Raw genomic sequence first — 26605 nt, forward strand, 5'->3', positions numbered from 1 at the left:
CTAATTTTATCTGATTGAAAAACCACTTAAACAGTTCAGTAAAAACTCTCTGGTTGTCTGCTTGACCGAATTTCTTAAAATACCTTTGAAATGATTTATGTCCAGCCATCCTTTTCCAATCGAATATATTTTGTATCACTTTATCAAATCTTGTCACTTCTAAATGTTCAAATCTATTGGCACCACTCCATAGACTCACCCAAAAGTTATTTATTAACTGTATCGGATTGTAACCTCGATTTGATTTCTGTTTAGGTAAGTATAGTCTTTCTAAAACTTCATTTATTTTTGTCTTTTCTATCAATTTCTTCATTAAAACCATGCCGCCCCAAGGTGTGATTTCTTTGTCTGTAAATTCGATTTTTAGTTCCATTTTGGTGTATGTTTTTCTTACTTAATAAATTATCGTTTTTAGATTAACATAATATAACTCAACTTATAATAAAATAACAACTTAGCTACACTTTTCCCTAATGGCGGTCATTAGAAATTTATAGCCTATTGAACAATCTGGGTTTATTAATCAGCCCTCTTCATTTGATTTTAATATGAGCATTTTGTAGATTAATTCCACAGAATTTTCATAAAAGCATAAAGGAATACTTACCGAACATATTGCTACCATTGTTTTTTACAGCTTTTTTTCTTATTTTCAAGCAAATTTTAAAACTATTTAGGAATCAGGATGTTCAAAGACGCCCCGATCAATGGTGTGGCAGTTAAAATACTCAGTAAATATTCAGACCAACGCGGTTGGCTTATCGAAACTTTTCGCAACGATGAACTTTTAACAGAATTTCATCCCGCTATGGCTTACATTTCAATGACAAATCCTCAAGTCGCACGGGGTCCCCACGAGCACATTGATCAGTCAGATTTGTTTGGATTCATCGGTCCCTCAACTTTTAAAATTTATCTTTGGGATAACAGAAAAGATTCCCCAACTTATCTGAATAAAATGACTGTTCTTGCCGGTGAAGATGAACCAAAATCGATACTCGTTCCACCCGGCATCGTTCATGCGTATAAAAATATCGGAGATACATTAGGTATGGTTACAAACTACCCAAACCGATTGTTTATGGGCAACGGGAAAAAAGAAAAAGTTGACGAAATCCGACACGAAAAAGACCCTAACACAATTTTTAAAATTGAAGATTAATCTATGAAAAATCTCTTAGTCACCGGAGGAGCCGGGTTTATTGGCAGCAACTTCCTTCATTACATTCTTGAAAAACATCCCGATTATAAAATCGTAAATTTTGATAAACTTACTTATGCTGGCAACTTAGAAAACCTGAAAAGCATCGAATCAAATCCGAATTACAATTTTGAAAGAGGCGATATCTGTGACAAAGAAATTGTTACAAATGTTATTGAAAAATATCAAATTGATACGGTGATAAACTTTGCGGCTGAATCTCACGTCGACCGGAGTATTGTGGGCGCTGCCGTATTCGTTGAAACAAACGTCCTCGGAACTCAGGTGCTATTAGAATCAGCAAAGGAAAAAGGAATAGAAAAATTCCTACAAGTATCAACCGATGAGGTTTATGGTTCGTTAGGAAGTTCAGGAAAATTTACAGAAGATACTCCACTACATCCTAACAGTCCGTATGCGGCTTCCAAAACAAGCGCTGATTTGTTTGCTCTCGCGTATCAACATACATTCGGACTTCCCGTTGTAATAACCCGGTGCTCAAATAATTATGGACCGTATCAATTCCCTGAAAAATTAATTCCGTTGATGATAGCAAACGCGCTCAACAACAAACCCCTCCCTGTTTACGGGCAAGGCACAAACGTTCGCGACTGGCTGCATGTCATCGACCACTGCGAAGCTATTGATGTAGTACTTCACAAAGGAAAAGTTGGTGAGGTGTACAACATCGGCGGTAACAACGAATGGAAAAATATCGATATCGTCAAACTACTCTTAGCTAAATTGAACAAACCGGAAAGTTTGATTACGTATGTGAAAGACCGACCGGGGCACGACTTACGTTATGCAATCGATGCCACAAAAATCAAAAATGAACTTGGCTGGCAGCCACGTTATACATTCGAAGAAGGTATTACTGAAACAGTCGAATGGTATTTAAACAACAAGGACTGGTGGCAGCGAATCATCAGCGGCAAGTATCAAGAATACTACAAAAACATGTACGAAAATAGATAATGAGGAACTGAACATTGATTAAAATTAAAAACATAGTTTTCTTTCTGCTATTACTTTTTACATCAACTGTATTTGGACAGTTTGGCAAAGACAAGGAAGCAAGCAATATCTTTGATAGCTTTGATTCGAAATCCCGACAAGCGCAGCAATTAATGCAGCAACCACAACAAGTAGCTTTAGAAGGAGCAGTTGATCCTGAAAAATATTTTGTAGGACCTTCTGATAAAATTGCTGTAAACATCTGGATAAGTCCTGCAGTTAATTTTGTCCTGACAGTTACCCCTGAAGGTACACTGATTATTCCTACAGTTGGTGAAGTGAAAGTTGCTGATAAGACTTTAGCCGAGGTAAAAAAAATAGTTAATACCGAAGTCCGCAAAAAATATATTACAAGTGAGATAACTATAACTCTACTAGAACCGCGACCAATTATAGTTACCGTATCAGGAAATGTATTGAATCCGGCGCTCTATACTCTGTCATCGGTTGATCGTGTCGATAAAGCACTACAAGCTGCCAATACAGTGGCACAGCGGCAAACTCATGGAGAACTTTCCGCAGTCCTCGAAAAAATGTCCACCCGAAACATTCTTTTAAAACGAAAAGACGGTTCAACCATCAGGATAGATATTCCAAAGTTTTTAGCTACAAAAGAAGACAAACAGAATCCCTACCTTCGCGAAGGGGATGTTGTTATTGTACCGAGGAAAAATCCATATAAGAATGTTATCGGTATTTACGGCGAAGTAAATAATCCGGGAAGATTCGAGTACGTCGAGGGCGACAGCATTACCGATGCTTTGAAAATAGCACTTGGTTGTACACGTTTGGCAAATTTGGATAGTATCGAGTTCTCGCGTCTCGACAGCGACGCAAAAATCCTGGAAACGAGAATACTAAAACTGAGCGAAATTAATAACGGAAATTCCAAAAATATCCTTCTTGAGCCGGGTGATAGAATTATTGTTAAACAAAAATTAGAGATGAGGGAAGATTTTGTTGTATATATCGGTGGCGAAATCAAATATCCCGGCACATACCCGATTACAAAAAACAATACACGTTTATCCGATGCACTCCGATCGGCTGGTGGTTTTACAGAATTTGCATCTTTAAAATCGGCTGAACTTTACAGGCGATCTGTCTCATCACGCGAGATAGATATAGAACGGATTATGAGCATGCGCGGCAGCATTTCTATCGACGATACAGCTTCATACTATATGGAAACTGAGCTTCGCCTCCAAAAAGAAATCGTGAACGTAGATTTCGAAAAATTATTTTTACAAAATGATAAATCGCAGGATGTTTTACTCAAAGATGGCGACTACATCCAAATACCTTCTATAAAAAATACTATTTATGTTTTTGGGCAAGTTATTACCCCCGGACATATACCGTTCATGAAAGGCGGGTTGATGGAATACTACATTGCCAAATGCGGCGGTTTCACCGATGCAGCCCGCAAAGGTGATGTTAAAATAATTAAAAGTAAAACAAAACAATGGCTTGATCCAGACGAAACAACAATTGAAGAAGGTGATTATATCTGGGTGCCCAAGACACCAGAAAGAACATTTGCCTACTACACTACTGTCTTAGCTCAAACTGCGAGTATATTGAGTGTTGTAGTGGGAATTGCGGTATTAATTGTACAGGTATCTAAATAAAATTTCAGAAAGGCTCTATGGAAGAGATTAAAGAAGAAGATAAAACAATTACGTTAGGTGCGACATTACTTGACTTTATCTCAATATTAACAAAGTATCGGCGTTTTTTAGTATGGTTTATACTGAGCGTAACTATTATTACAACTGTTATTGCTTTTATAAGTCCAAAATGGTACAAAGCGACAGCATCTGTTTTCCCGGCCGAGCAAGCTGATTTGTTTTCTAGTATGGATGGGATTTCTTCATTAGTAAAAACATTTGCACCCGGTAAAAAATTAGGTTCATTGACCGGTCCTTCTGAAACAGATAGATATATTGCAATACTAAAAAGTTCAACCGTTTTAGGTGAAGTGATAAAGAAGTTTGATTTAGTTAAGGTTTACGATATTTCCAGTTATCCAATAGAAAAAACAACAAAAGAATTACTCTCAAACGTTGCAATTGAAGTTCAAGATGAAGGCAACTTAACGATTTCAGTTTACGATAAAAGTCCACAACGCGCTGCTGAAATGGCTAACTATTTTGTGGGATTATTGAATAAGACAAATTCTGAACTTCATGCACAAAATGCCCGAGGAAATAGAGAATTTATTGAGCAAAGATATAATCAGAATCTAATTGATATGAAAAATAGTGAAGAGGCATTAAAAACTTTCCAAAAGAAATTTGGCGTCATTGCTATGCCCGAACAAATAGAAGCATCAATAAAAGCGGGCGCCGAAATTGTTGGTAAATTGACTTCGAAAGAAGTTGAATTGAATATCATGAAACGAACGCTTTCAGAGGAAAGCCCACTCGTAGCAACCGCAAAAATAGAAGTCCAGGAATTACAAAAGAAAATCAATGAAATGAATTCGGGGATTGCTATTGGTGACGACCAGATGAAAATTTTAATCCCATTCAAGCAAGCACCCGAGTTAGGGGCTGAATACATTAGACTTTATCGCAATTTAGAAATTCAGTATAAGATTTTACAATTTATTACTCCATTGTTTGAACAGGCAAAAGTTGAAGAAAGAAGGAGCACGCCATCTGTAATTGTGCTCGACCTAGCTGGAGTTCCGGAGAGAAAAGCAAAACCGAAAGTATCTCTTTATGTATTAATGGCTTTTGTGATATCATCGGTTATAGGTTTGTTTATTATCTTCACGAGAGAGATGTTTGATAGATTATCCCAAAGCAATCCGGAAAAATATAACTATATTTTCAAGATCCTCAAGAAGGATTGGTTTGGGCTGAAGATCAAGCGCCAGAAAGAATAAGTAAAATGGATTCAGCACTGCGAATAAAGCGGAATTCGTTCTTTTCATTTTTATCTTCTTTCGTTCGTTTGTTTACAAATTTTTTACTTTTCGTGGGTATTGCACGTATCTATGGCCCCGAAGCTTTCGGACAATATACAATTGCACATACTTACCTAATATTATTTTATATTTTCGCTGACTTCGGTTTTGACCTCCTGCTAACTACCGAAATCGCTCGCTCTCCCGATTGTACGAGTGAATTAGTTCAAAGATTTCTACCATTAAAAATGATTTTTGCACTTGGTTCAATTGTTCTTATGACTCTGATCGCGGCGATATCAAATTTTAGCCCTCCCACACAATTACTCATGATGGTTCTAAGCATAAGCATCATCGGGAATTCTGTTACAAGTTTTTTCTTTGCCTTATTCAAAGGACATGAAATATTATTTGAGGAAACGAGGACTTCATTTTTTCAAAACATTTTTCTTCTTATTGGATTGTTCATCCTAGGATTGTTACATGTACCTTTAATCTATATTGCATTATTGTTTGCATGTAGTAAATTAATTGGTGTTATACTCATTGTTCCAAGAACTTCCAAGATCGCGAAGCTTGACACATTCAAGATATCATTCACTGGCTGGCGTAAAACTTTTAAGCAGGGACTCCCGTTCGGTATTCATCTTTTATTTGGAACTTTATATTTTCAATTAGATACAATCCTGTTAGCTTACTGGAAAGATGATATATCGGTGGGGTTTTATCAGCCCGGGATGAAACTCATTGTATTAATACTTGTTATTCCAGATGTTTTGATAAGCGCATTACTCCCTACGCTCGTTAGGCTACACTCTGAGAATAGAGAACGTTGGATACGTCTCAACACACTACTTGGAAAAACATTAATGTTTATCGGTCTCCCATTTTCAGTCTCGCTTTTTGTTTACGCTGATGAGATAATTCGACTTGTATATGGATCAGGTAACTTTATTGAGTCTATACCTATTTTACGTATATTTGCTTTTATTCTTTTTATAAGATTTGCTTCTGAGACTTTTGCTCTTATTCTTACAACATCCAAACAACAAACGATACGTATGTATATAGTTGTGGCAGTAACATTTATGAATTTTTTGTTGAATGCTTATGCGATTCCCAAGTATGGTATTCAAGGCGCTGCCCTAGTTTCTCTTATTACAAATGCCGTCGCTGGTATATTATACATAATTGCGGTATCCGTTAAATCATTCGGGCCGATTTTCTTGTTCGGTATTCGCCAGATTCTTGTTACAGGTATCACTATCATTATGGTAATTTCTTTTATCGCATTAGGGATACATTCTCTTGTTCTAGGTTTAATAATCATGATGATCTCTTATGTATTGATCGTATATTTTATCGGATACTCAATTGAAGATAGGTCGCTGTTATTCGCATTCAAAAAAATAATTTAAGTTTTTAAAAAAGTATTACAACTTTATGGTCAATATTAATATTAAAAGTAAAATAAATCTATACGAAGCAAAATCTTCAGAGTACTATCAACGCCTAAATCCAGCGGTGGTTTCTCTCTTACAACCGGAAGAAAGAATGCTTGAAGTTGGGTGTGGCGATGGAACTTTAGGCAAAATATCGAGGGAAAAAAATCTTTTTCGCGAGATATACGGAATTGAAATCCATGCACCTTCGGCAAAAATAGCAAAATCATGGTCCACCCAAATATTTACATCAGATATCGAAGGATTCGACCTGTCTAAAGTACCCGAAGTTAATGCCATCGTATGCGCTGATGTCTTAGAACATCTAATCGATCCTTGGTCATTACTTAATAAATTAACTCAAAAACTTCACAACAACGGATATATACTTCTTTCTATCCCAAACGCTCGCCATATACGAGTTTGGGGTGGCTTAGTATTCAAGGGAAGATTTGACTATCAGACATCAGGAGTGCTTGATAAGGGACATCTACGTTTCTTTACTCTTGCAAATTTAAAAGAATTATTTGAACTGAATAATTTATATATCGATCAAGTGGTTTGTAATGTGGCACCAAAGGGAAAACTTTTTAACTTGTTATCACTTGGATTACTAAAGGAGTTTTTCACTTTTCAATATGTTTTTCGATTACGAAGGAAGAACTAGTAATGCGAAAACCATTAGTTATTGCGATCATACTTAATTACATGCGGGCTAACGATACAATAGATTGTATAGATTCATTAAAGAAATCCTCATACTCCACTTTACATCTAATTGTTGTGGATAATGCGTCGACCGATGATTCTGTCGAACGCATACGCGCAGCGTATCCAGATATTGAGATTTTACGATCCAAAATAAATTTGGGGTATGCCGGTGGGATGAATTTAGGAATTCGTCATGCATTTAAATTTTCGCCCGAGTATCTTCTTATCATCAATAGCGACACAATTGCCGACAGCCATTATGTTAGCAAATTAGTTGACGCGCTTTTACAAAAGCCAAAGGCTGCGGCAGCAAGTGGTACTATTTATTACTATCCTGATACTTCGAAAATATGGTATGCGGGAGGTAAAATAAAATATTGGCGAGCTTCTGGGTTCACAAATCGTTCATTTCTAGATGTAAATAATACGAGTTCTCAAGATATTCAAGATGTTACATTTATATCTGGTTGTGCATTCTTGATCAGAGTTTCAGCCATTCAAACTATCGGTTTGTTTGATGAACGATTTTTTATGTATCTCGAAGATACTGAAATGTGTTCCCGGTTTGTTAATAATAATTTTGACCTTCTTTATGTACGTAACGCTATACTTTTTCACAAAGTAAATCATGAGGGAGAACTTCCTTTTCCATTATATTTCAGCGTAAGAAATCGCTTGTTGTTTCTAAAACTTTCCGCGAGTGGTTTTTCAAAAACATTCGGATTTATTTATCTTTTTTGTGTGCTTGGGTTGAAAATAGTCTTATGGAGTTTTACTAAACCTTATTTAGTTATTGCCGCAAGGTTAGGAATAGCAGATTACTTTACCGGTCGGTTTTATAAAGGCAGGGGCTACCAGCTTTTAGATTCTCACAAAAGTACAAAACAAAACTTTAAGCAATAAATGAGTATCGTATCAATATTTTGTTTCTTAGTTGCGGGTCTAATATTGATTAGTTATTTCCGTCGTGGGAGTGATGTTTTTTCCCCTGCGAAAGTGTTTTTGTTTGTTTGGGCGATTGCTATTGGCTTAACAGATCTTAAATTCAGCCGACTTCAACATCAATGGGAGAATTATGCCTGGCTTTGTTTATTCCTTAGTATTGGGTCGTTCCTTCTAGGAATATTTATTGTACAAGTATTATTTACTCGCCTGAGTTTATATCCTGTAAGTACAATGCGTAAAATTATTCTGAATGAAAAGATAAACCATGTAATGCTATATCGCTTAATTACAGGATTATTTTTACTATATGTAATAGTCTATATCGTGGAGTGGGTTTCATATGGCACCCTACCACTATTTGCCGCTTTCCCCGATCGAGCAAGAAGTGAAATACCGATTACCGGACTTCACCTTTTTATTGGAGCTATGCCAATTATTTTGTTTCTCGTTCTTGAGTATTACATTTTAGTCCGCGCTCATTATAAAAATAAAATCATCCTTGCAATATATTTTATTATTACGTTACTAAGTTACCTTTTCTTTCTTAATAGACTTTATTATGTATTATTTTTTATTATGGCATTAGGATTTATGTATTATGCCAGCAGGCATGTTCGGATTAGAAATATCTTAATCTCTGCTACAATCCTATTCGGTTTAATGGTATTCCTTCAATATTTTCGGGAAACAAGATATGTAGAAAACTTTTTGTATGTCGTTTCTGAAATGAAATATACATCGGAATATGCTGTTTTTACAGGACCATATATGTACATTGTAATGAATTTGGAGAATTTTGCACGAGCTGTCGTTCGTTTAGAAAATTTTACCTATGGATATTTTAGTTTCGATTTTTTAATGGCGCTGTCTGGATTGAAACATTGGCTTTCGTCCTATTTCGGATTGCATGAGAGAGTTTTTCTTGTCAGCGGCTATAATACCTTTCCATTTTTTTGGGATTATTACTATGATTTTGGATTAATAGGCTTGTCTTTTTTATCCTGTTTACTAGGAGTCTTTACCAGCTTATTGCATAAATATATGAGACATAAACCATCAATTGTATCAATTTCGATGTATTCAATGATGTTGTTTGTTGTTATATTTTCATTCTTCACAAATGCTTTGACATCCCTGAATTTTGTTTTCAATTTCGTCCTCTTATTTGTATCCCAAAAATTGATCGAAAGAAAACAAATTACAGACTTACACATATTTTCTGATGGTTGTAGAAATGATTGATGTATTGATTGATAGTGGTAATGCCCCACACCATACAGGAATCGGAACATATCACACGGGCTTAGTAAATGCTCTAAATAATTACGGGCAGCATGAGATCAACATTAAAGAAAGTACTATAACTTCTACTTCTCGGAAACTGCGTTCTATTAGGAGACTTAATTACTTATGGAAATTAAACCAACTATCTAAGCAAGTTTTTGGCAATACAGATATTGTTCACTTTACAAATGTGTACGTACCAAAAAACATTGAGAAGACTCCATTTGTAAGTACCATTCACGATATTGATGCTCTTATCTATCCCTCGACATATTCTTTCGCTTATAGGTTATACTTTAAACGCATAATTGCATTGACATTCAGACGCGCGGAAATTATTCTAACAGTATCTGAAGCAGTTAAACAATCGATATTAAACAGATACGATTTTCCTGACAATAAAATCAGACCGATAGGAATAGGTTTATCAGAAGAATTTATCGGTGCAGCCGATTCAACAGAATCGATTTTACATTCCGAAATACCTACGTTACTTTTCGTCGGGAGTTTATCTGTTAAAAAAAATACAGAATGGCTCATAAAGAACACCGTTAAAGGAGTTAAATCAGGCGCTCTTCCTCGACTAAAGTTGATACTAGCAGGCTCAGCCGGTTTCGGTTTCGACTCAATAGCATCAGAGATGAAAGATGCAGGGGATATTGTAAATTGGGTGAAGAATCCAAATCTTAATGAACTGGCAAAACTCTACAAACAATCCACTATTTTTGTTTTCCCATCTAGAACAGAAGGCTTTGGCATTCCACTGATAGAAGCGATGTACTGCAAAAAACCAATAGTAGCTAGTCGAATTCCTGCAAGCGTAGAAATTGCATCAAACGCCGCTTACTTTTTTGATTTAGACGATGTCGATAATTTTTATTCCGCAATTAAGTGTGCATTGGAAGATAGGAATTACGAATTAAGAAATAAATCCGCAGCCGAACAGTTAAATAAATATTCATGGAAGAATCTTGTGCCACTGTATATAGCTGCTTACAAGGAAGCAATATGGAATCACAAAAAAGAAAAATAAAGGTCCTTCATATCATAACTCTTTTCAGCGTCGGAGGAGCAACTGAGACGGTCGTCTCAATTGCAAAGGGACTAAAAGATAAAGGGTATGATGTTACTATTATTTCGGGTTCTCACATCTCGTCTGAGGGAAATATGCTACCCATTGCAAAAGAATTTGGTCTGAATGTTACAATCATTCCAGACTTAAAAAGAAACATACATCCAATATACGACCTAAAATCTTTATTCCATATTAAAAAAATAATTAAAGAAGGAAATTTTGATATTGTCCAAACTCATAGTTCGAAAGCCGGTATAATTGGCAGATTTGCCGCAAGATTAGCGGGTGTAAAGCACATTGTACATACAATTCACGGGCTACCGTTCCATTCTTATCAAAATTCAATTATCAGATGGTTGTATATTTTTATAGAAAAACTATCAGCAAAAATAACATCAGTCCTCGTGGCAGTTTCTAACCAGATAGTTAAGGAGTCACTGCATTATAAAGTTGGAAAAAATGAACAATTCGTTGTTATAAGAAGCGGGTTTAACACCGATGATTATCGAGTAAATCCTGAAACCTCTGATAAATACCGAAAGATGTTAGGATTTAAGAGGGATGATTTCGTTATTGGAAAAATCTCAAGATTATCAAAACTTAAAGGTCATTCTATCCTAATACAAGTCTTACCCAATATCATCAAGGAATTTCCTCAAGTTAAAATTATGTTCGTTGGCGACGGCGAAATGATGAACGAGCTAGTTACGAAGGTTAAAGGGCTAGGCATAAACGAACATGTGATTTTTACTGGCGCTGTTCCTCCCTCAGCTATTCCTGATTATTTATCGGCTATGGATGCAGTGATTCACACTTCGCTTCATGAAGGTTTGCCAAGAGTAATTCCACAGGCATTATTAATGAGAAAACCTGTGATAACTTATAACTTAGATGGCGCACCCGAAATAATTATTGATGACTATAATGGTTTATTGATTCCTCCATTAAATGACGAATTACTCCAAAATTCAATCAAAAAACTGATTAAAGAGTATCCTAAATTTTATAATAATTGCGTTGATAATGAAGAACCTATCCGCAGAGAATTTGACGAAATGAAGACCGTTACCGATATTTGTAAACTTTACGATAATCTTTTATCTTAATACTAATTATGCAAGGTAGATTTTCAAAAGAAAAATACTTTTTATTACTGATAGACTTCTTTGCTATTAATCTAGCGTGGTTTGCTTATTATTTGTTCAGAATTCGAAGTGGCTGGGTATCATATGCCGTAGAACCCGATTTATGGCTGCCAATGATTATCATTTGGGTATATTGGCTAATCGTTTTATTCTTCTTTGGATTGTACCGCCCTTGGTACGCTCAATCCCGCCTCGATGAATTTATTGCTCTCGCTAAAGCTTCTGTTTTCGGTACCTTATTCTTGTTCTTCATCATATTCATGGACGACCAGAGTGTTGGCTCTCCCATGCACTCGCGCTTTCTGATATTAATCTACTGGTCTTTACTTTTAGGGTGTACTTCCACCGGCAGATTACTCTATCATACCTTCCAACGGAGTCTGCTATTACGCGGTATCGGATTAAATAACACTGTTATTGTCGGGTGGAATAACAAAGCAATAGAATTATTCGACAGGATACAGCAGTATCCGGCTTTAGGACATAGTATCATAGGGTTTGTTTCAACTGAAGACGAAATTGTGAGTGCGAGCCATAAAGGAGTACAAGTTTTCGGATCGGTAAAAGACCTCCCCGCTATCAACGAGCGCAACAAGGTAAAGGATGTTCTTATCGCGCTTGATTCAACCGAGCACGATAAATTGTTGAATGTAATCGCTGCGTGCAACGGTAACGATGTTAGAATTAAAATAATACCCGACTTATACGATATTATAAGCGGACAAGCACGAACAAACCAAATTTACGGCTTCCCGTTAATTGAAATCTCTACAGAGTTAATGCAGCCGTGGGAACACGCTGTTAAGAGACTAATAGATATTTGTGTATCATTTTTAATACTTTTTCTTGGCTTACCGATTTGGATTCTTTTAGCTATTGCGATTAAACTTGAATCAAAAGGACCGATATTTTATACTCAGGCACGTGTAGGAAAAGATGAAAAATTATTCAAGATAATTAAGTTCCGTTCGATGGTCGAAGATGCCGAGCATAAATCAGGACCTGTGTGGGCGAACAAGGATGACGCCAGAGTTACACGCGTAGGAAAATTTTTACGCAAACTGAGGTTGGACGAAATTCCTCAATTTATCAATGTTTTAGATGGCAACATGAGTCTAATCGGTCCGAGACCGGAGCGGCCTTTTTTTGTAGAACAACTCACAAAGGAAATACCCCTTTATAAAAGGCGGCTGAAAATACGACCCGGTATCACAGGTTGGGCACAGGTAAAGCATAAATACGATGAAAACATCGACGATGTGAAAAAGAAAGTACAGTACGATTTATTTTATATAGAGAACATGTCGCTTAGGATGGATTTTAAAATACTTTTCCATACCTTAGCGGTGGTTTTCTTAGGTAAAGGACATTGAACAATTAAAAATTCAAAAGTAAAATTTTAAAAATATAAATCTGAAATATATTTAAATTATCCATTATCAATAATTAGAATTAAACAATATGAACTTACAACTTGTTGACTTAGTCACACAATACAAAAAAATTAAACCCGAAATTGATGCAGCGATTCACTCTGTACTCGATACCGGCCACTTCATACTTGGCAAAACGGTTTCAGACTTCGAGTCCAATACCGCAAAATATTTAGGAGTGAAACATGCTATAGGATGCGCCTCAGGTACCGATGCGTTACAGGTCGCCCTAATGGCTCTTAACATCGGTCCCGGAGACGAAGTAATAACAACTTCCTTCACATTTGTTGCCACTGTGGAAACCATTGCCCTACTCGGGGCAAAACCTGTTTATGTCGATATTGAGTCAGATACATTCAATATCAACCCGGTAAAAATCGAAGCTGCGATTACAAAAAATACAAAAGCCATTATTCCCGTCCACCTTTATGGGCATTCAGTCGACATGGACCCGCTATTACAAATTACCAAAAAATATGGTTTACATATAATTGAAGATACCGCACAGGCAATGGGTACAGACTATAAAGGCAAGAAAGTTGGCACAATCGGCGATATCGGCTCTATTAGTTTCTTCCCAAGCAAAAACTTAGGTGCATACGGAGATGCTGGAATGGTTGTAACAAACGACGACCAGCTTGCGGATAAATTAAGAATGATTATTTTACACGGTTCTAAAGTACGTTACTATCACGAAATTTTAGGTGTGAACAGCCGGCTCGATTCTATACAAGCTGCTGTATTAAATGTGAAGCTAAAATATTTGGACGAGTGGAACGACGCTCGCCGTAAAGCAGCCGGAATTTATAATAAACTTTTCGAGAACACACCGGCAATTACACCCAAAGTGAAAGACTATACTAAACATATTTTCCATCAATACACGCTACGCGTTCCGCAGCGGGACAAGCTAGCAGAACATTTAAAATCGAAAGGAATACCGCACGCCATTTATTATCCTGTTCCTCTTCACAAACAGCAAGCATACATTAACCTTGTATCGCCCGATATAAAATTACCGGTTACTGAACAGATGACGAACGAAGTAATTTCACTTCCAATGCACACTGAACTTACTTTCGAAATGCAGGATTACATCGCCAGCGAAGTTAAAAATTTTTTAAAAACAATCTAATAACTATTTGAAATTAGTTTATGTCAAAAACATTAGTCATAACACCAACTTATAACGAAGCCGAAAACGTCGAACGGCTAATTAATACAGTCTTATCTCAAGACTCCGAAGTCGAGATGCTGATTGTTGACGACAACTCTCCAGACGGCACTGCAGCGATAGTTGAAAAGATGCAACAGAATAATTCTAAAATACATTTGATAAAACGGGCAGGCAAGATGGGACTCGGAACTGCCTACGTTGCAGGTTTCAAATTTGCAATCGAAAAGAAATTCGATTACGTAATGGAGATGGATGCCGATTTTTCGCATGACCCGAACGAAATTCCCAACTTTCTAAGAAAGATAAAGGACTTTGATGTGGTATTGGGTTCCCGATACATAGATGGTGTTAGAATTTTAAACTGGCCCATACGAAGATTGATATTATCCTATGGTGCAAGTTTATATACACGAATCATCACCGGTATGTCGATTAAAGACACCACAGGTGGGTTCAAGTGTTTTCGTCGAAAAGTTTTGGAAACAATAAATTTGGACGCAATCCACTCGAATGGTTATGCTTTCCAGATCGAAATGAATTTCAAATCTTGGAAAAAGGGATTTAAAATTGTAGAGCACCCGATTATTTTTGTAGATCGAACGCACGGTTCTTCTAAAATGTCCAAAAATATTATTTACGAAGCAGTATTTTTAGTTTGGAAACTAAAATTACAAAGTTTGCTTGGCAAAATTTAATAATGCAACTCTCAGTAATAATAGTAAACTATAATGTTCGTTCTTTTTTAGAGAACGCACTGCTGTCAATCCAAAAAGCGATGCGGAACATCGAAGGGGAAATCTTCGTTGTCGACAATGCTTCGGATGATGGCAGCGTTGAGTTAATTCAAGCAAAATTTCCCTATGTCAAACTTATCGTAAATCAAACTAATTTAGGATTTGCCGCTGCCAACAACATTGCATTATCTCAATCTTCAGGTAAATATATACTGTTGATAAATCCCGACACGATTGTTCAAGAAGATACACTCACTTCGCTAATCGAATATCTCGAAAACAATCCTCAAATCGGGCTTGCCGGATGTAAAATCCTGAATCCTGATGGCAGCTTGCAACTTGCCTGCCGGCGCAGCATACCTACACCTTGGTCGGCGTTTACTAAAGTTTCAGGTTTAAGTGCTTTATTCCCTAACACTAAACTATTTGGTAAATATAATTTAACTTATTTAAACCCGAATGAAACTTATGAGGTAGAAGCGGTCAGCGGTTCGTTTATGTTTTTACGGCGTGATGTTTACGAACAAGTGGGCAAACTCGATGAATCGTATTTTATGTATGGCGAAGACCTCGATTGGTGTTATCGAATCTTCAAAGCAGGTTGGAAAGTTTTGTACTATCACAAAACTCAAATTATCCATTACAAAGGCGAGAGCACAAAACAGAGCAGCCTTGACGACATTAAAATGTTTTACAATGCTATGCACATTTTTGTCAGAAAACATCTCAAACACTCCACTCTCATTCTTTTCATATTACACTTGGCAATCGTATTTCGTTCGTGGTTAGCGTCATTCTCCAGACTTATCAAATCTTCGATTATACCTTTAACAGATTGTGTTTTAATTAACGTTTCTATCGTTTTAGGTTTTTATTTTCGTTTCGGTAAAACTGTAAATATACCCGACTATGCTTTTTTGCCTATGGCTTTAATACCGGCATTGGCTGTTGTTACTACCAATTACTTTTCTGGCGGATACAACAAACATAAACACTCAATCACACGGATAATTCTTTCTGTAATTATTGGGTTCACAATTATTTCGGCACTCACATATTTTTTCAAACAGTTCGCGTTTAGTCGAATTGTTGTTATTTATTCTGCTGTGATTTCAGTAGGATTACTTTCGATGTGGAGATTGATAATTAAGATATTTTTGCGGTATAGTAAAATTGGTCAGAGTGGTTTTGGGGGAAGAAGAACTTTGATAGTAGGCACATCTGCAAATGCCCGGCACCTTTTGCAAAAACTTCGTTTACCGATGCGGTATGATTATAATGTTGTAGGATTTATTGACTTGAATCGAAAACAAATCGGTAATAATATAGATGGCATTGATATTATCGGAAGTGTGAGTACTATCGGTAAAATAATTGAAAGATACAAAATCAGCGATGTGCTCTTTTCGACCGATGAGTTATCGTATAAAAATATATTATCCGTTATCGGTCGCTCAAAAAGACGTAAAGTAAATTATCGAATGGTACCAAATAGTTTAGAAGTAATCATCGGCAAAACACATATCGATAATCTGAACGACCTGCCGTTAATCGAAATCGACTACAAGTTAGATTCTAAAATATATCAAATTACGAAGCGTGTTTTCGATATAGTGATAGCGTCGGTAATGTTTGTTATCTTCTTTCCATTCAAGAAGGCAATTAAGCAAAAATTTTATTATAATTTACTACCGGAAGTTATATCCGGTAAATATAGTTTGGTCGGATCTCCGATAGATAATGTTGTTAACGAAATTACACTGTTAAAACCCGGATTAACTGGATTAGCTCAGATTGAACAGAAATCTTTCTTGAACGCAAATGATGTCGATAAATACACTATATTTTATTTAAAAAATTATTCTGTACTACTTGATACTGAAATATTAATTAAGTGGTTCTTTAATACAATCAGAAATAAATAGAGGTACCTATGCCAAAAGTAATTTTAGATTTTGAAAAGCCGATTTACGAAATCGAACAGAAAGTCGAAGAGATGAAAAAGTTAGGACAGAGCATCGATTTGACGGACGAGATCAATACACTTGAGAGCAAGTTAGAACTAATGAAAAAAGATATATACAAAAATCTTTCACGATGGCAACGTGTACAGATGGCACGCCACCCCGAAAGACCTTATACGCTCGATTATATTCAGATGATGACCGGCGATTTTATCGAACTGCATGGCGATAGAAACTTTCGCGACGATAAGGCAATTGTAGGCGGCTTCGCGATGTTAGATAACGAACCTGTGATGATAATCGGGACTCAGAAAGGGAGAGACACAAAACAGAATGTTTACCGGAATTTCGGTATGCCAAATCCTGAAGGATACCGCAAAGCTCTTCGGTTAATGAAATTAGCAGCAAAGTTTAAGCGCCCCGTAATTACCATGCTCGATACACCCGGAGCATATCCTGGATTAGAGGCTGAAGAACGTGGGCAGGCAGAAGCGATTTCACGCAATATTTTCGAAATGTCGCATCTCACCACTCCGATTATAGTAACAATCATCGGCGAAGGAGCATCAGGAGGTGCATTAGGAATAGGCGTTGGCGATAGAGTATTGATGATGGAGAACTGCTGGTTCACTGTAATTGCACCCGAGTCTTGTTCGAGCATTTTATGGCGAAGTTGGGAACACAAAGAAAAAGCGGCTGAAGCTCTTAAATTAACCGCACCTGATTTGTTACAACAAGGTATCATCGATCGAATAATTCCTGAACCGCTTGGCGGGGCTCACCGCAATCCCGATGAAGCTGCATCCGTTCTAAAAACCGTTCTTCTTGAAGAAATAAAGAAACTCAAAAAAATACCGACGGATAAGTTGATTGAAAAGCGAATTGAAAAATACGCTAACATGGGCGACTGGGAAGAATAAGATTTTGATTAAACATACAACACAAATAAGAGTTCGATACGCAGAAACCGACCAGATGAATATAGTTTATTATTCGAATTATTTCGTTTACTTCGAAAGCGGGAGGACAGAATTATTGCGATCAATCGGTTTAGCATACACCGAATTAGAAAATATGGGATACATACTCCCGGTCATTGAAGCTAATGCGAAATATTTCAAGCCTGCCGCTTATGACGACTTGATCGATGTTATTACAGTTCTTAAAGAATTACCGACCGCAAGAATTAAACTTGAGTATGAAGTCAGAAATAGCAAAACAAATGAGTTGATTGCAGAGGGCTACACGGTTCATAGCTTTGTGTTATCGGAAACACATAAACCAACTCGCCCACCTAATATATTTTTGAAATTATTGGAATCGGCATTCACCGACTCAAGGAATTAATAAAATGATAAGTAAAGAAATTCTTGATATTCTTATTTGTCCAAAATGCCACGAAAAACTTGAATACAAATCCGAATTAAATAATCTGAACTGTAACGGTTGTGGTAAAGTCTATCGAATTGAAAACGATATACCGATAATGATACTCGAGGAAAAGGATAATGACAGACCTACTCAATGACTCAAGAATAAGCCGGATAATACAAGAAGCATTATCCGAAGATATCGGACTCGGTGATATAACAACCGAGTCGATAGTTGAATCAGATATCTTAGGTGATGCAGAATTATTAGTGAAAGAGACCGGGGTGATTGCTGGACTTGGTCTGGCATCGCTTGTATTCCAATTTGTCGATCCCGAGATTACATTTAAAAAAACGACAAACGATGGTGCTTATATTCAAGCAGGAACAGTCGCAGGATCAATTGCCGGTCCTCTCACAAGTATTTTGAAAGCTGAGCGTACAGCCCTTAACTTCTTGCAAAGGATGAGTGGTATAGCTACATTGACTCGACAGTTTGTGGGAGCTGTTGCAGGGACAAGGGCAAAAATTACCGACACCCGCAAAACTGCACCCGGTATGCGCCTTTTAGATAAGTTAGCTGTAAAAATTGGGGGCGGAGTAAACCACAGATATGGTTTAGATGATATGGTTCTAATCAAAGATAATCATATCGAAGCTGCCGGTGGAATTTCAAAAGCAATTGAAAAATGTTTGAACTATCTTAATGCGAGTAGCTTAAAATTAAAAATTGAAGTCGAAACCAAGAACCTTGATGAAATCCGCGAAGCTCTGAAATTTCCAGGAATTCATAGGGTTATGTTAGATAATTTTGCGGTTAACGAAATGACAAAAGCTGTTGTTTTAATAAGCGGCAGGGTAGAAGTTGAAGCTTCGGGTAACGTGAATCTACATAATGTTTTAGAGATAGCTGAAACCGGTGTCGATTACATCTCAATCGGTGCTCTTACTCATTCGGTTCGTTCGCTCGATATATCGTTGAATGTAAAAACGAGATTAACTTCTAAATGATTGATAAAATCACCCGGTTAGGGAAAGATACATTAATCTACGGAACAAGCACTGTCCTGGGTAGGTTGCTGAATTTTCTGCTTGTCCCCATTTATACAAACTTTCTTTCTCCAAGCGATTATGGGATCACGGCATATATTTATTCTCTGCTTGCATTTCTTAATGTGATATACAATTACGGGATGGAGTCGGCTTATTTTCGATATTCCGCTTCTCAGGAAATAGGAAATCCAAAACAAAATTTCAGTACTCCTTTTATCTCGATTGCAACAACTTCTTTTATATTCTCGGGCATAATTATCTCACTCGCAACTCCCATTGCCGAAGCTGTTAATATTCCTCTCCATTATTCTTCAATCATTTTATATTCAGGACTAATATTATTTTTTGATGCGTTGGCAATAGTTCCGTTTGCACTCCTCCGGCAGAAAAATAAAGCTAAACTTTTTGCGACAATAAAATTTCTTAACATAGTCATTAACGTATCATTAAATATTTTACTTCTTGTAAAATATAAAATGGGTATTGAAGGTATTTTTATTAGCGGAACAATTGCATCGCTGATTACTTTTATTTTTCTACTGCCCACCGTTTTGAAAAATTTAACATTCAATTTTTCTGGTGATCTTTATAAAGTTTTATTAAAATTCGGGCTCCCTTCCCTGCCCGCCGGTTTTGCCTTGATGGTAATTCAGGTAATCGACCGTCCGATACTGCGGGCACTAACCGATAATGCCTCAGTCGGAATATATCAGGCAAATTACAAACTTGGGATATTCATGATGCTCGTTGTTTCGATGTTCGACTACGCGTGGAAACCTTTTTTCTTCGCCCGCGCCAAAGATGATAATGCGAAAGAGCTTTTCGCCCGAATCACAACTTACTTTTTTCTGCTGATGAGCATCGTTTTATTGATCATTACTTTCTTCATTGAAGATATTGTTAAAATACAAATTTCCGGCAGGTTTATAATCCACCCCGATTATTGGGTTGGGTTAAACATCATTCCAATTATTATGTTAGGTTATTTATTTTATGGTCTGTCGCTCACTTTTTCCGCCGGTATTTATTTGGAGAAAAAAACAATATACCTCCCTATCATAACATTTACCGCAGCTGCTGTAAATGTCGTAATAAATTTTTTATTAATCCCTGCTATCGGAATTATGGGTGCGGCTGTGGCAACGTTAGCAAGTTACATCACAATGTCCGTGCTGATGTTTTTCTACTCACAAAAATTCTATAAGATTAATTATGAATTCATACGCATCCTTAAAATAACAATTGCAGGGGCTCTTACATTTATACTGTTTTTCAGCATCCCAAAAACTGAGTATCATCTGATTTTAAAATTACTGGTCCTTTTTGTTTTCGTTATTCTTCTTTATCTATTTACTTTTTTTAGAAAGGGAGAAATAAACAAGCTAAAGCAACTCCTCTCATCCCTCAGTAACAAAAAACCGTAAACCAACCGTGTGATCTTTTAGTTTATGAGTGCCTATTTTTGTATATTAAAGCGGAAATTAAACAAATATTGGAAAATATGTGAGTGAAAATAAAATAAATTTTGACCCCAACAAGCCTATGCAAGTTGGCGGTCAAGCTGTAATCGAAGGTGTGATGATGCGTGCTCCCGGTATGGTGGCAACCGCTGTCCGCAGAGCCAACGGCGAAATCGTGATTAAAAAAGAAGAATTTCACACACTCGCTGAGCGGAAAAAATTTTTTAAAACACCTATCCTTCGGGGTGCTGTCGGTTTAGTTGAGATAATGATTTTGGGTGTGCGAACTTTAAATTTTTCTGCTGATATTGCGATGATGGACATCGAAGAAGCAGAAGCAAAGAATGGAAAAAAGAAAAACAAAAAAGCGGGCAGCAATTCAAGCTGGAAATTAGCTCTAACGGTTCTAGTTGCATTTGCAATCGGTATGGCGATATTTTTCGTTACACCACTTTTTATTGCAACTCATCTTTTTCAAGTTGAACAAGACGCATTCGCCTTCAATCTTATTTCTGGCAGCGTCCGACTTTTACTTTTGATTATATACATCACTGCGATATCATTTATGAAAGATGTCCAGCGTGTGTTTCAGTATCACGGGGCTGAGCACAAAGTGGTTTTTGCTTTTGAATCGAAAGCCCCCCTCACAATCGAAGGTGCACGAATATTTTCGCGGTTTCATCCCCGATGTGGAACAAGTTTTCTTTTAATTGTGATGTTAGCTTCCATTTTTATTTTTAGCATATTCGATTCGTTATATATTCAATATATCGGTCCGATGAATATATTTACACGACTTTTAACACATCTTCCGCTCGTTCCTTTTGTTGGAGGTGCCGCTTATGAATTTATCAGATTGTCGGCACGCAAGAGCAATACAACGATTGGTAAAATTCTTGTAGCACCCTGTTTATGGCTGCAAAATATTACAACCAAAGAACCGACAGACGACCAGATTGAAGTTGCATTAAAAGCTCTTCAAGTTTCTTTAAGAATTGGAGCCTCTGAAATAATTCCAGCGGATAACATTTAAGAATAAGTATGTTTGAACGATTAAAAAGAATTAAAGCACGATTTGAAGAAATTACACAACTGTTGAGCGACCCTGCTGTTATAAACAATCAAGATAAATTCAGAGAACTTAATAAAGAATTCAGTGAGCTATCAGATATAGTACGTGTTTACGAAAGTTATCTCAGAGCAAAGAATGATTTAGACGGAATCAACCATTTATTGGATACTTCTTCCGACCCGGACATAAAAGATTTAGCACAATCGGAAAAAGAAGAAGCTGTTAAAAAAGTTTTCACTATTGAAGAAGGCTTGAAAACTTTATTGCTTCCCAAAGACCCGAACGATACAAAAAACTGTTTGCTTGAAATCCGAGCCGGTACGGGTGGCGACGAAGCTGGATTATTTGCGGCTGATTTATTCAGAATGTACTCAAGGTTTGCTGAAAAGAACAATTGGAAAGTTGAGTTATTAGATTTCAGCGAATCTGGTAAAGGCGGCTTCAAAGAAATAATTTTAAGAATCAGCGGACAAGAGGCGTACGGAAAATTAAAATTTGAAATTGGAGTTCACAGAGTTCAGCGTGTCCCCGAAACAGAGTCGCAAGGTCGCGTGCACACTTCAGCAGCCACAGTCGCAGTGCTTCCTGAGGTTGAGGATGTCGAGATTGAAATTAACCCCGCCGATTTACAGTTCGACACATATAGAGCTGGCGGTAAAGGGGGGCAGAATGTAAATAAAGTTGAAACCGCCGTGAGAATAACCCACCATCCATCCGGAGTAATCGTGGCTTGCCAGCAGGAGCGCTCACAATTTAAGAACAAGGAACTTGCGATGAAAATGCTTCGTGCTAAATTGTATGAAGCAAAAATCAAAGAACAAAACGATTCAGTCTCGGCACAACGAAAATCGATGGTAAAAAGCGGCGACAGAAGCGATAAAATTAGAACCTATAATTTCCCTCAGAACAGAGTAACCGACCATAGAATCGGGTTAACTCTTTATAACCTCTCAGAATTCATCGACGGGAAGATTGATGAAATGATAGAACAACTCAAGCTTGTTGATAAAACAGAAAAATTAGCTAACGCAGAGTAAATAATTTTTCTCGGCTGCCTGGACTTGCAATCAAGGGCGTTTCGACACGCTCAACGCCCGACTCGGTTGCTGTGCTTGTAGGTAATGGAGTTTCAACAAAGTTAATTCCGCAAAGGCAGAACTCAACGCTCGAATTTAGAAGATCCAGATTGCTTCGTCCGCACGTGGCAGACTCGCAATGACTTTTAGTAACCCCTACTTGATAAAAATAAAACCCGCCCTGTTTATCAAGGCGGGTTTCGTGTTACATATGCGAATCACTTTTCCCGAAGTGACGGCTTCGCCGAAAGTGAGTCGCACTTTTATATCGTCATTTCAACATCAACATTTTGTTTACTTGCGTAAACGAACCACTGACCATACGAATAAAGTAAACTCCGCTCGGGATGTTGTTTCCTTGCTCGTTCTTTCCGTTCCACTCGATTGTATGATAACCGGCAGGACGGATTTCGTTCACTAAAGTACGAACTTTCTGTCCAAGTATGTTATACACTACCATCTCAACCAAAGCAGCTTTTGGAACCGCAATAGTCATCTTTGTAGTCGGGTTGAACGGGTTCGGATAGTTCTGACCGAGTGCAAACTCCATCGGAATTTCTTCGCCGTTTTCAATCTTTAACATCAGAGAAGTTAAGTTTTGGTTTGTAACTCTCAAGCTTCCTTCACCTTTCAGTTCTTTAACTCCGATAAGTTTACCGTTTGCAGCATCGGTGAGCAAGAAGTTTTTACCGCCACTGTTGACGATATTCCATGAAACTGTAATCGGATATTCTGCTGATTGTATATTTACCGTATGTTGTACGAATTTTTCGATACTCATCGGATAAGTTTCTAAAATTCTCTGTGATGCAAAACGGACATCGAACAGTGTCGCAGGTGGCGAAGGAGGCATTCCATAAAGTTCATTCTTTACCTTTCCTTCAGCGTCCAAACCGACATAGAGTGTCTGGCTCATGTTGTTTTTATCAGTTATCGTTATTGTATTATATTCTTCGATTTTTGCAAATTGCTCTGTTTCTTTATTCAAGAATAGTGAAATACCACCAAGAGTTAAGGTTCCTGAATTAGCAACCTTTATCCAATAAGCCTTCCCCGGTTCGATATTAGTAGATACTGTATATCCATTGTTGTAAGCATAATATGGTGAAGCAATCATCCCAGGAGGATTTGAAGTTACAGTACTCGTGGCAACAGGGCTTGTAATCGAACCAATTAAATTCCAACCCGCATTTACATAAATTTGTGCAGAATTGACCCTACGTCCATGCATACGACGAACAACGGGATTTGTAAATTTAAGCCAATACCCTATCCCGTTATACAGTGTATCTTTTGAGTTATAACCGGCAGAATATGCAAAGGCATTTGATTGTGCATCCGGGAATACGTTTATTTTCTTTGAGTTTAAAGTATCGCGAGGAATAAATGGAACTGATACTAAATTCCAACCTTGATTGTAACTATAGAGATTCCCCGCATTGAAATCAGAATTTTGTCTCGGGTCAATTTTATACCTATTAAAACTATAGTACACCACACCAGTTAATGGCGTGATTTTATCATCAAGCGATAGAATATTCATACCGAGAAGCGTATCAGCCAATACATTCGAGAAGTGATGTTTACCATCCCGCCTTATCGTTGTTGTTCCAGAACCGTCATTTACATCAAACTCAGTAGGATCGGAGAATACAGGCCAGATATTTGTTACATGTACAGAGTCAAATTTTACTAACATACCTTCCCACATTTCGGCGATCGGATCTCCATTCGCTCTTTCACCAAATGTAAATGTCGAGGTTGGTAATGAAACTGGTGCCGGAACTGTTCTGCCGGTAGCGATAATCTGAATAGGATGTCTAATACTATCCATCCGTGTAACTTCAAAGTTCTCAATTATTCTACCTGTAACACGTATGCTGTCTCCTTTACGAACATTTGCTAAAGTAGATTCTGGCCCAACAATCCATAACCCACTCCACGGTGCATTACCACTCTGTATATACCAGGAATTTGTCCCTGCAACATTTAGAGGTGAAAGCCCTATATCCGAAGTATCTACAGTTACAGTACCTGTGACTGATACAGGATTTGCTCCGAGATAAGGTGTTCGACCATTTGGATATGGTGTGTATTGTATGTCTTGTATAGTTAACTCTCGATTTAACACTTCATAAAAGAAAAATCCTTTAGACGTATCTTGCCCCATCGGTCCTGATGCGGAATTTGCCAGAGTTGCGGAACGACCATCACTCGCAAAAGTTTTCATGAAATAACGTACAGTTGTTCCTGCTGGGTACTTACCTATTAGTAGAAAAGCTGATGAATCCGGATATGGACCAAACATTCGTTTCTTCTGAAAAGGTCCTCCATTAATGCTATAATACAAAGTATCAGTAACGATGTCATTTCCACCAGTTAATTTATATACTCTTACAGTTACTTTTGGATTACTATCAGGGTGAACAACTACAGGTTCTCGTCTATGTTGTGTTATAATTGGATTGGGAGTTCCAAATTTTATATCGCCATCATAAATTGGTGAAATGCGGTACCCTCGTGAAGCTTCTCCACCAGTAACAGGCGACATCCAACCACGTATTGAATCGATTCTTGCTCCAACAGCAGGCATAATATAAGTTGAAGCAGGATTACGCCGAGCAGCGTCATAGGTGAACCAATTTGATGCATCATAAGTCGAGATTGAATTTCCCATATCATCGACCATATTAACAGTTCCACGCCCTGAACTCAGTATTTCAGTTACATTTAGATTATACATCTTGACAAAACCAGATTCTAAAGGTTCACCGGTAGAAAATTTAATTTTGCCTGGCCAAATACCTTGATAAAATGGATTTTCATCCGGAGGTATGATTTTATAATTAGGAAGAGGATAACTGGATTCTATTATCTCCATAATATTGGCTGGAGCTCCTAATGTATCCTTTAAAGGCACAAATTGTGTCATGCTGTGCATTGCCCACCCACCATCATTATAGCTTGGGAATTCCCACACCCAGCCAGTTACTCTAACTATATCTCCGGGCTCTGGATTTAGCATATACTGATAATAAATTGAATCCCCGGGATTAGCGGAACCAACTGGTGCTCTTAATAATATATTTCTAAATTGTTGGCTGTTATATTCAGGATCAGAATAATAACCGGTATCAGCGATAACCATAGTATAACCGTTTCCTGTATATCCAAATATTTTTGCAGGAATAACAACAACACCTACGATTGTTATTGTATCCAAACTCCGAGTGCCGGTTGGATCCGGAGTTATAAAATTCGCTTTTTGCAAATGCCAATAAGCTGCTGGGTTTGAAAATTGGACCAAATCAGCTTTAGCTAATGAGTCAGGGTGATTGTATTGGATTGACCTAATCGTCCGGTAGGGATATGGTGAGGTTACATTTTTATTTATTACTCTCTCTTTTTTAAAACCCTCCGGCGGGTTTAGCTGCCCGTTTGCATCAATCGTCGCAGCTATCATACCTACCATAATTAAGATAGGTAAAATTAATTTTTGTAATTTGTACTTCATAACTTACTCCTAATTAGT

General features: G+C 37.3%; 23 protein-coding genes. 21 read left to right on the forward strand and 2 right to left on the reverse strand.

The genetic code is table 11. The features are described from left to right. On the reverse strand, positions 1–373 hold a 373-nt coding region (locus QME58_01850; GenBank protein MDI6802573.1), incomplete at its 3' end, for an IS1380 family transposase. A 312-nt stretch (positions 374–685) separates the two neighbouring features. On the opposite strand from QME58_01850, the gene QME58_01855 reads away from it, so the two are divergent. From QME58_01855 to prfA, 21 genes are all read left to right on the forward strand, one after another. Further along, positions 686–1162, forward strand: a complete 477-nt coding sequence (locus tag QME58_01855; protein MDI6802574.1) for a dTDP-4-dehydrorhamnose 3,5-epimerase family protein — start codon at positions 686–688, stop codon at positions 1160–1162. 3 nt (positions 1163–1165) lie between these two features. After that, on the forward strand, positions 1166–2179 hold the full coding sequence (gene rfbB / locus QME58_01860; protein ID MDI6802575.1) for a dTDP-glucose 4,6-dehydratase: 1014 nt from the start codon (positions 1166–1168) through the stop codon (positions 2177–2179). A 14-nt stretch (positions 2180–2193) separates the two neighbouring features. Then, positions 2194–3849 carry an SLBB domain-containing protein gene (locus QME58_01865; protein MDI6802576.1) on the forward strand — a complete coding sequence of 552 codons (1656 nt, stop codon included), beginning with the start codon at positions 2194–2196 and terminating at the stop codon, positions 3847–3849. Positions 3850–3866: 17 nt separating this feature from the next. Further along, positions 3867–5111: a Wzz/FepE/Etk N-terminal domain-containing protein gene (locus tag QME58_01870; protein ID MDI6802577.1), complete on the forward strand. Its 1245-nt coding sequence runs from the start codon at positions 3867–3869 to the stop codon at positions 5109–5111. Between the two features lie 5 nt (positions 5112–5116). Then, positions 5117–6550 (forward strand): flippase, encoded by a 1434-nt coding sequence (locus QME58_01875; protein MDI6802578.1) that lies wholly within the window; start codon positions 5117–5119, stop codon positions 6548–6550. A gap of 25 nt (positions 6551–6575) precedes the next feature. Then, positions 6576–7241 carry a class I SAM-dependent methyltransferase gene (locus QME58_01880; protein MDI6802579.1) on the forward strand — a complete coding sequence of 222 codons (666 nt, stop codon included), beginning with the start codon at positions 6576–6578 and terminating at the stop codon, positions 7239–7241. A 2-nt stretch (positions 7242–7243) separates the two neighbouring features. After that, positions 7244–8188: a glycosyltransferase family 2 protein gene (locus QME58_01885; GenBank protein MDI6802580.1), complete on the forward strand. Its 945-nt coding sequence runs from the start codon at positions 7244–7246 to the stop codon at positions 8186–8188. Beyond that, on the forward strand, positions 8189–9472 hold the full coding sequence (locus tag QME58_01890) for an O-antigen polymerase (GenBank protein MDI6802581.1): 1284 nt from the start codon (positions 8189–8191) through the stop codon (positions 9470–9472). Then, entirely contained in the window at positions 9465–10547 is a 1083-nt protein-coding gene (locus QME58_01895; protein ID MDI6802582.1) for a glycosyltransferase family 1 protein, read from the forward strand. The genes QME58_01890 and QME58_01895 overlap by 8 nt, the downstream gene beginning before the upstream one ends. Continuing rightward, positions 10523–11695, forward strand: coding sequence for a glycosyltransferase family 4 protein (locus tag QME58_01900; GenBank protein MDI6802583.1), 1173 nt, complete (start codon positions 10523–10525; stop codon positions 11693–11695). Before QME58_01895 ends, QME58_01900 begins: the two co-directional genes overlap by 25 nt. An 8-nt stretch (positions 11696–11703) precedes the next feature. After that, the gene (locus QME58_01905; protein ID MDI6802584.1) at positions 11704–13107 is read left to right on the forward strand and encodes a sugar transferase; all 1404 of its coding nucleotides are present in this window, start codon (positions 11704–11706) and stop codon (positions 13105–13107) included. An 88-nt stretch (positions 13108–13195) separates the two neighbouring features. Beyond that, a complete protein-coding gene (locus tag QME58_01910; GenBank protein ID MDI6802585.1) occupies positions 13196–14302 on the forward strand; it encodes a DegT/DnrJ/EryC1/StrS family aminotransferase in 1107 nt (368 codons plus the stop codon). A gap of 20 nt (positions 14303–14322) precedes the next feature. Next, complete coding sequence (locus tag QME58_01915; GenBank protein MDI6802586.1) at positions 14323–15039, forward strand: polyprenol monophosphomannose synthase; 717 nt, start codon at positions 14323–14325, stop codon at positions 15037–15039. A 2-nt stretch (positions 15040–15041) separates the two neighbouring features. Beyond that, positions 15042–17003 carry a glycosyltransferase gene (locus QME58_01920; protein ID MDI6802587.1) on the forward strand — a complete coding sequence of 654 codons (1962 nt, stop codon included), beginning with the start codon at positions 15042–15044 and terminating at the stop codon, positions 17001–17003. 8 nt (positions 17004–17011) lie between these two features. Continuing rightward, entirely contained in the window at positions 17012–17962 is a 951-nt protein-coding gene (locus tag QME58_01925; protein ID MDI6802588.1) for an acetyl-CoA carboxylase carboxyltransferase subunit alpha, read from the forward strand. A 4-nt stretch (positions 17963–17966) separates the two neighbouring features. After that, the gene (locus QME58_01930) at positions 17967–18389 is read left to right on the forward strand and encodes a thioesterase family protein (protein MDI6802589.1); all 423 of its coding nucleotides are present in this window, start codon (positions 17967–17969) and stop codon (positions 18387–18389) included. Between the two features lie 4 nt (positions 18390–18393). Further along, positions 18394–18570, forward strand: a complete 177-nt coding sequence (locus QME58_01935) for a Trm112 family protein (GenBank protein ID MDI6802590.1) — start codon at positions 18394–18396, stop codon at positions 18568–18570. After that, a complete protein-coding gene (nadC, locus tag QME58_01940) occupies positions 18551–19423 on the forward strand; it encodes a carboxylating nicotinate-nucleotide diphosphorylase (protein ID MDI6802591.1) in 873 nt (290 codons plus the stop codon). The genes QME58_01935 and nadC overlap by 20 nt, the downstream gene beginning before the upstream one ends. After that, positions 19420–20889: a polysaccharide biosynthesis C-terminal domain-containing protein gene (locus QME58_01945; protein MDI6802592.1), complete on the forward strand. Its 1470-nt coding sequence runs from the start codon at positions 19420–19422 to the stop codon at positions 20887–20889. The genes nadC and QME58_01945 overlap by 4 nt, the downstream gene beginning before the upstream one ends. A gap of 79 nt (positions 20890–20968) precedes the next feature. Beyond that, entirely contained in the window at positions 20969–21958 is a 990-nt protein-coding gene (locus tag QME58_01950; protein ID MDI6802593.1) for a DUF1385 domain-containing protein, read from the forward strand. 8 nt (positions 21959–21966) lie between these two features. After that, positions 21967–23034, forward strand: a complete 1068-nt coding sequence (gene prfA, locus QME58_01955) for a peptide chain release factor 1 (protein ID MDI6802594.1) — start codon at positions 21967–21969, stop codon at positions 23032–23034. Between the two features lie 310 nt (positions 23035–23344). Here the strand turns inward: prfA and QME58_01960 are convergent, their stop codons facing one another. Beyond that, complete coding sequence (locus QME58_01960; GenBank protein MDI6802595.1) at positions 23345–26587, reverse strand: FlgD immunoglobulin-like domain containing protein; 3243 nt, start codon at positions 26585–26587, stop codon at positions 23345–23347. Between the last annotated feature and the right edge of the window lie 18 nt (positions 26588–26605).

It is taken from the genome of Bacteroidota bacterium, assembly GCA_030017895.1.
Lineage (GTDB): Bacteria > Bacteroidota > Ignavibacteria > UBA10030 > BY39 > JASEGV01.

Coding starts and splice junctions, on each gene's coding strand:
- QME58_01855 (MDI6802574.1), top strand. CDS start 686: ATGTTCAAAGACGCCCCGATCAATGGTGTGGCAGTTAAAATACTCAGT.
- rfbB (MDI6802575.1), top strand. CDS start 1,166: ATGAAAAATCTCTTAGTCACCGGAGGAGCCGGGTTTATTGGCAGCAAC.
- QME58_01870 (MDI6802577.1), top strand. CDS start 3,867: ATGGAAGAGATTAAAGAAGAAGATAAAACAATTACGTTAGGTGCGACA.
- QME58_01875 (MDI6802578.1), top strand. CDS start 5,117: ATGGATTCAGCACTGCGAATAAAGCGGAATTCGTTCTTTTCATTTTTA.
- QME58_01880 (MDI6802579.1), top strand. CDS start 6,576: ATGGTCAATATTAATATTAAAAGTAAAATAAATCTATACGAAGCAAAA.
- QME58_01885 (MDI6802580.1), top strand. CDS start 7,244: ATGCGAAAACCATTAGTTATTGCGATCATACTTAATTACATGCGGGCT.
- QME58_01890 (MDI6802581.1), top strand. CDS start 8,189: ATGAGTATCGTATCAATATTTTGTTTCTTAGTTGCGGGTCTAATATTG.
- QME58_01895 (MDI6802582.1), top strand. CDS start 9,465: ATGATTGATGTATTGATTGATAGTGGTAATGCCCCACACCATACAGGA.
- QME58_01900 (MDI6802583.1), top strand. CDS start 10,523: ATGGAATCACAAAAAAGAAAAATAAAGGTCCTTCATATCATAACTCTT.
- QME58_01905 (MDI6802584.1), top strand. CDS start 11,704: ATGCAAGGTAGATTTTCAAAAGAAAAATACTTTTTATTACTGATAGAC.
- QME58_01910 (MDI6802585.1), top strand. CDS start 13,196: ATGAACTTACAACTTGTTGACTTAGTCACACAATACAAAAAAATTAAA.
- QME58_01915 (MDI6802586.1), top strand. CDS start 14,323: ATGTCAAAAACATTAGTCATAACACCAACTTATAACGAAGCCGAAAAC.
- QME58_01920 (MDI6802587.1), top strand. CDS start 15,042: ATGCAACTCTCAGTAATAATAGTAAACTATAATGTTCGTTCTTTTTTA.
- QME58_01925 (MDI6802588.1), top strand. CDS start 17,012: ATGCCAAAAGTAATTTTAGATTTTGAAAAGCCGATTTACGAAATCGAA.
- QME58_01935 (MDI6802590.1), top strand. CDS start 18,394: ATGATAAGTAAAGAAATTCTTGATATTCTTATTTGTCCAAAATGCCAC.
- nadC (MDI6802591.1), top strand. CDS start 18,551: ATGACAGACCTACTCAATGACTCAAGAATAAGCCGGATAATACAAGAA.
- QME58_01945 (MDI6802592.1), top strand. CDS start 19,420: ATGATTGATAAAATCACCCGGTTAGGGAAAGATACATTAATCTACGGA.
- prfA (MDI6802594.1), top strand. CDS start 21,967: ATGTTTGAACGATTAAAAAGAATTAAAGCACGATTTGAAGAAATTACA.
- QME58_01960 (MDI6802595.1), bottom strand. CDS start 26,587: ATGAAGTACAAATTACAAAAATTAATTTTACCTATCTTAATTATGGTA.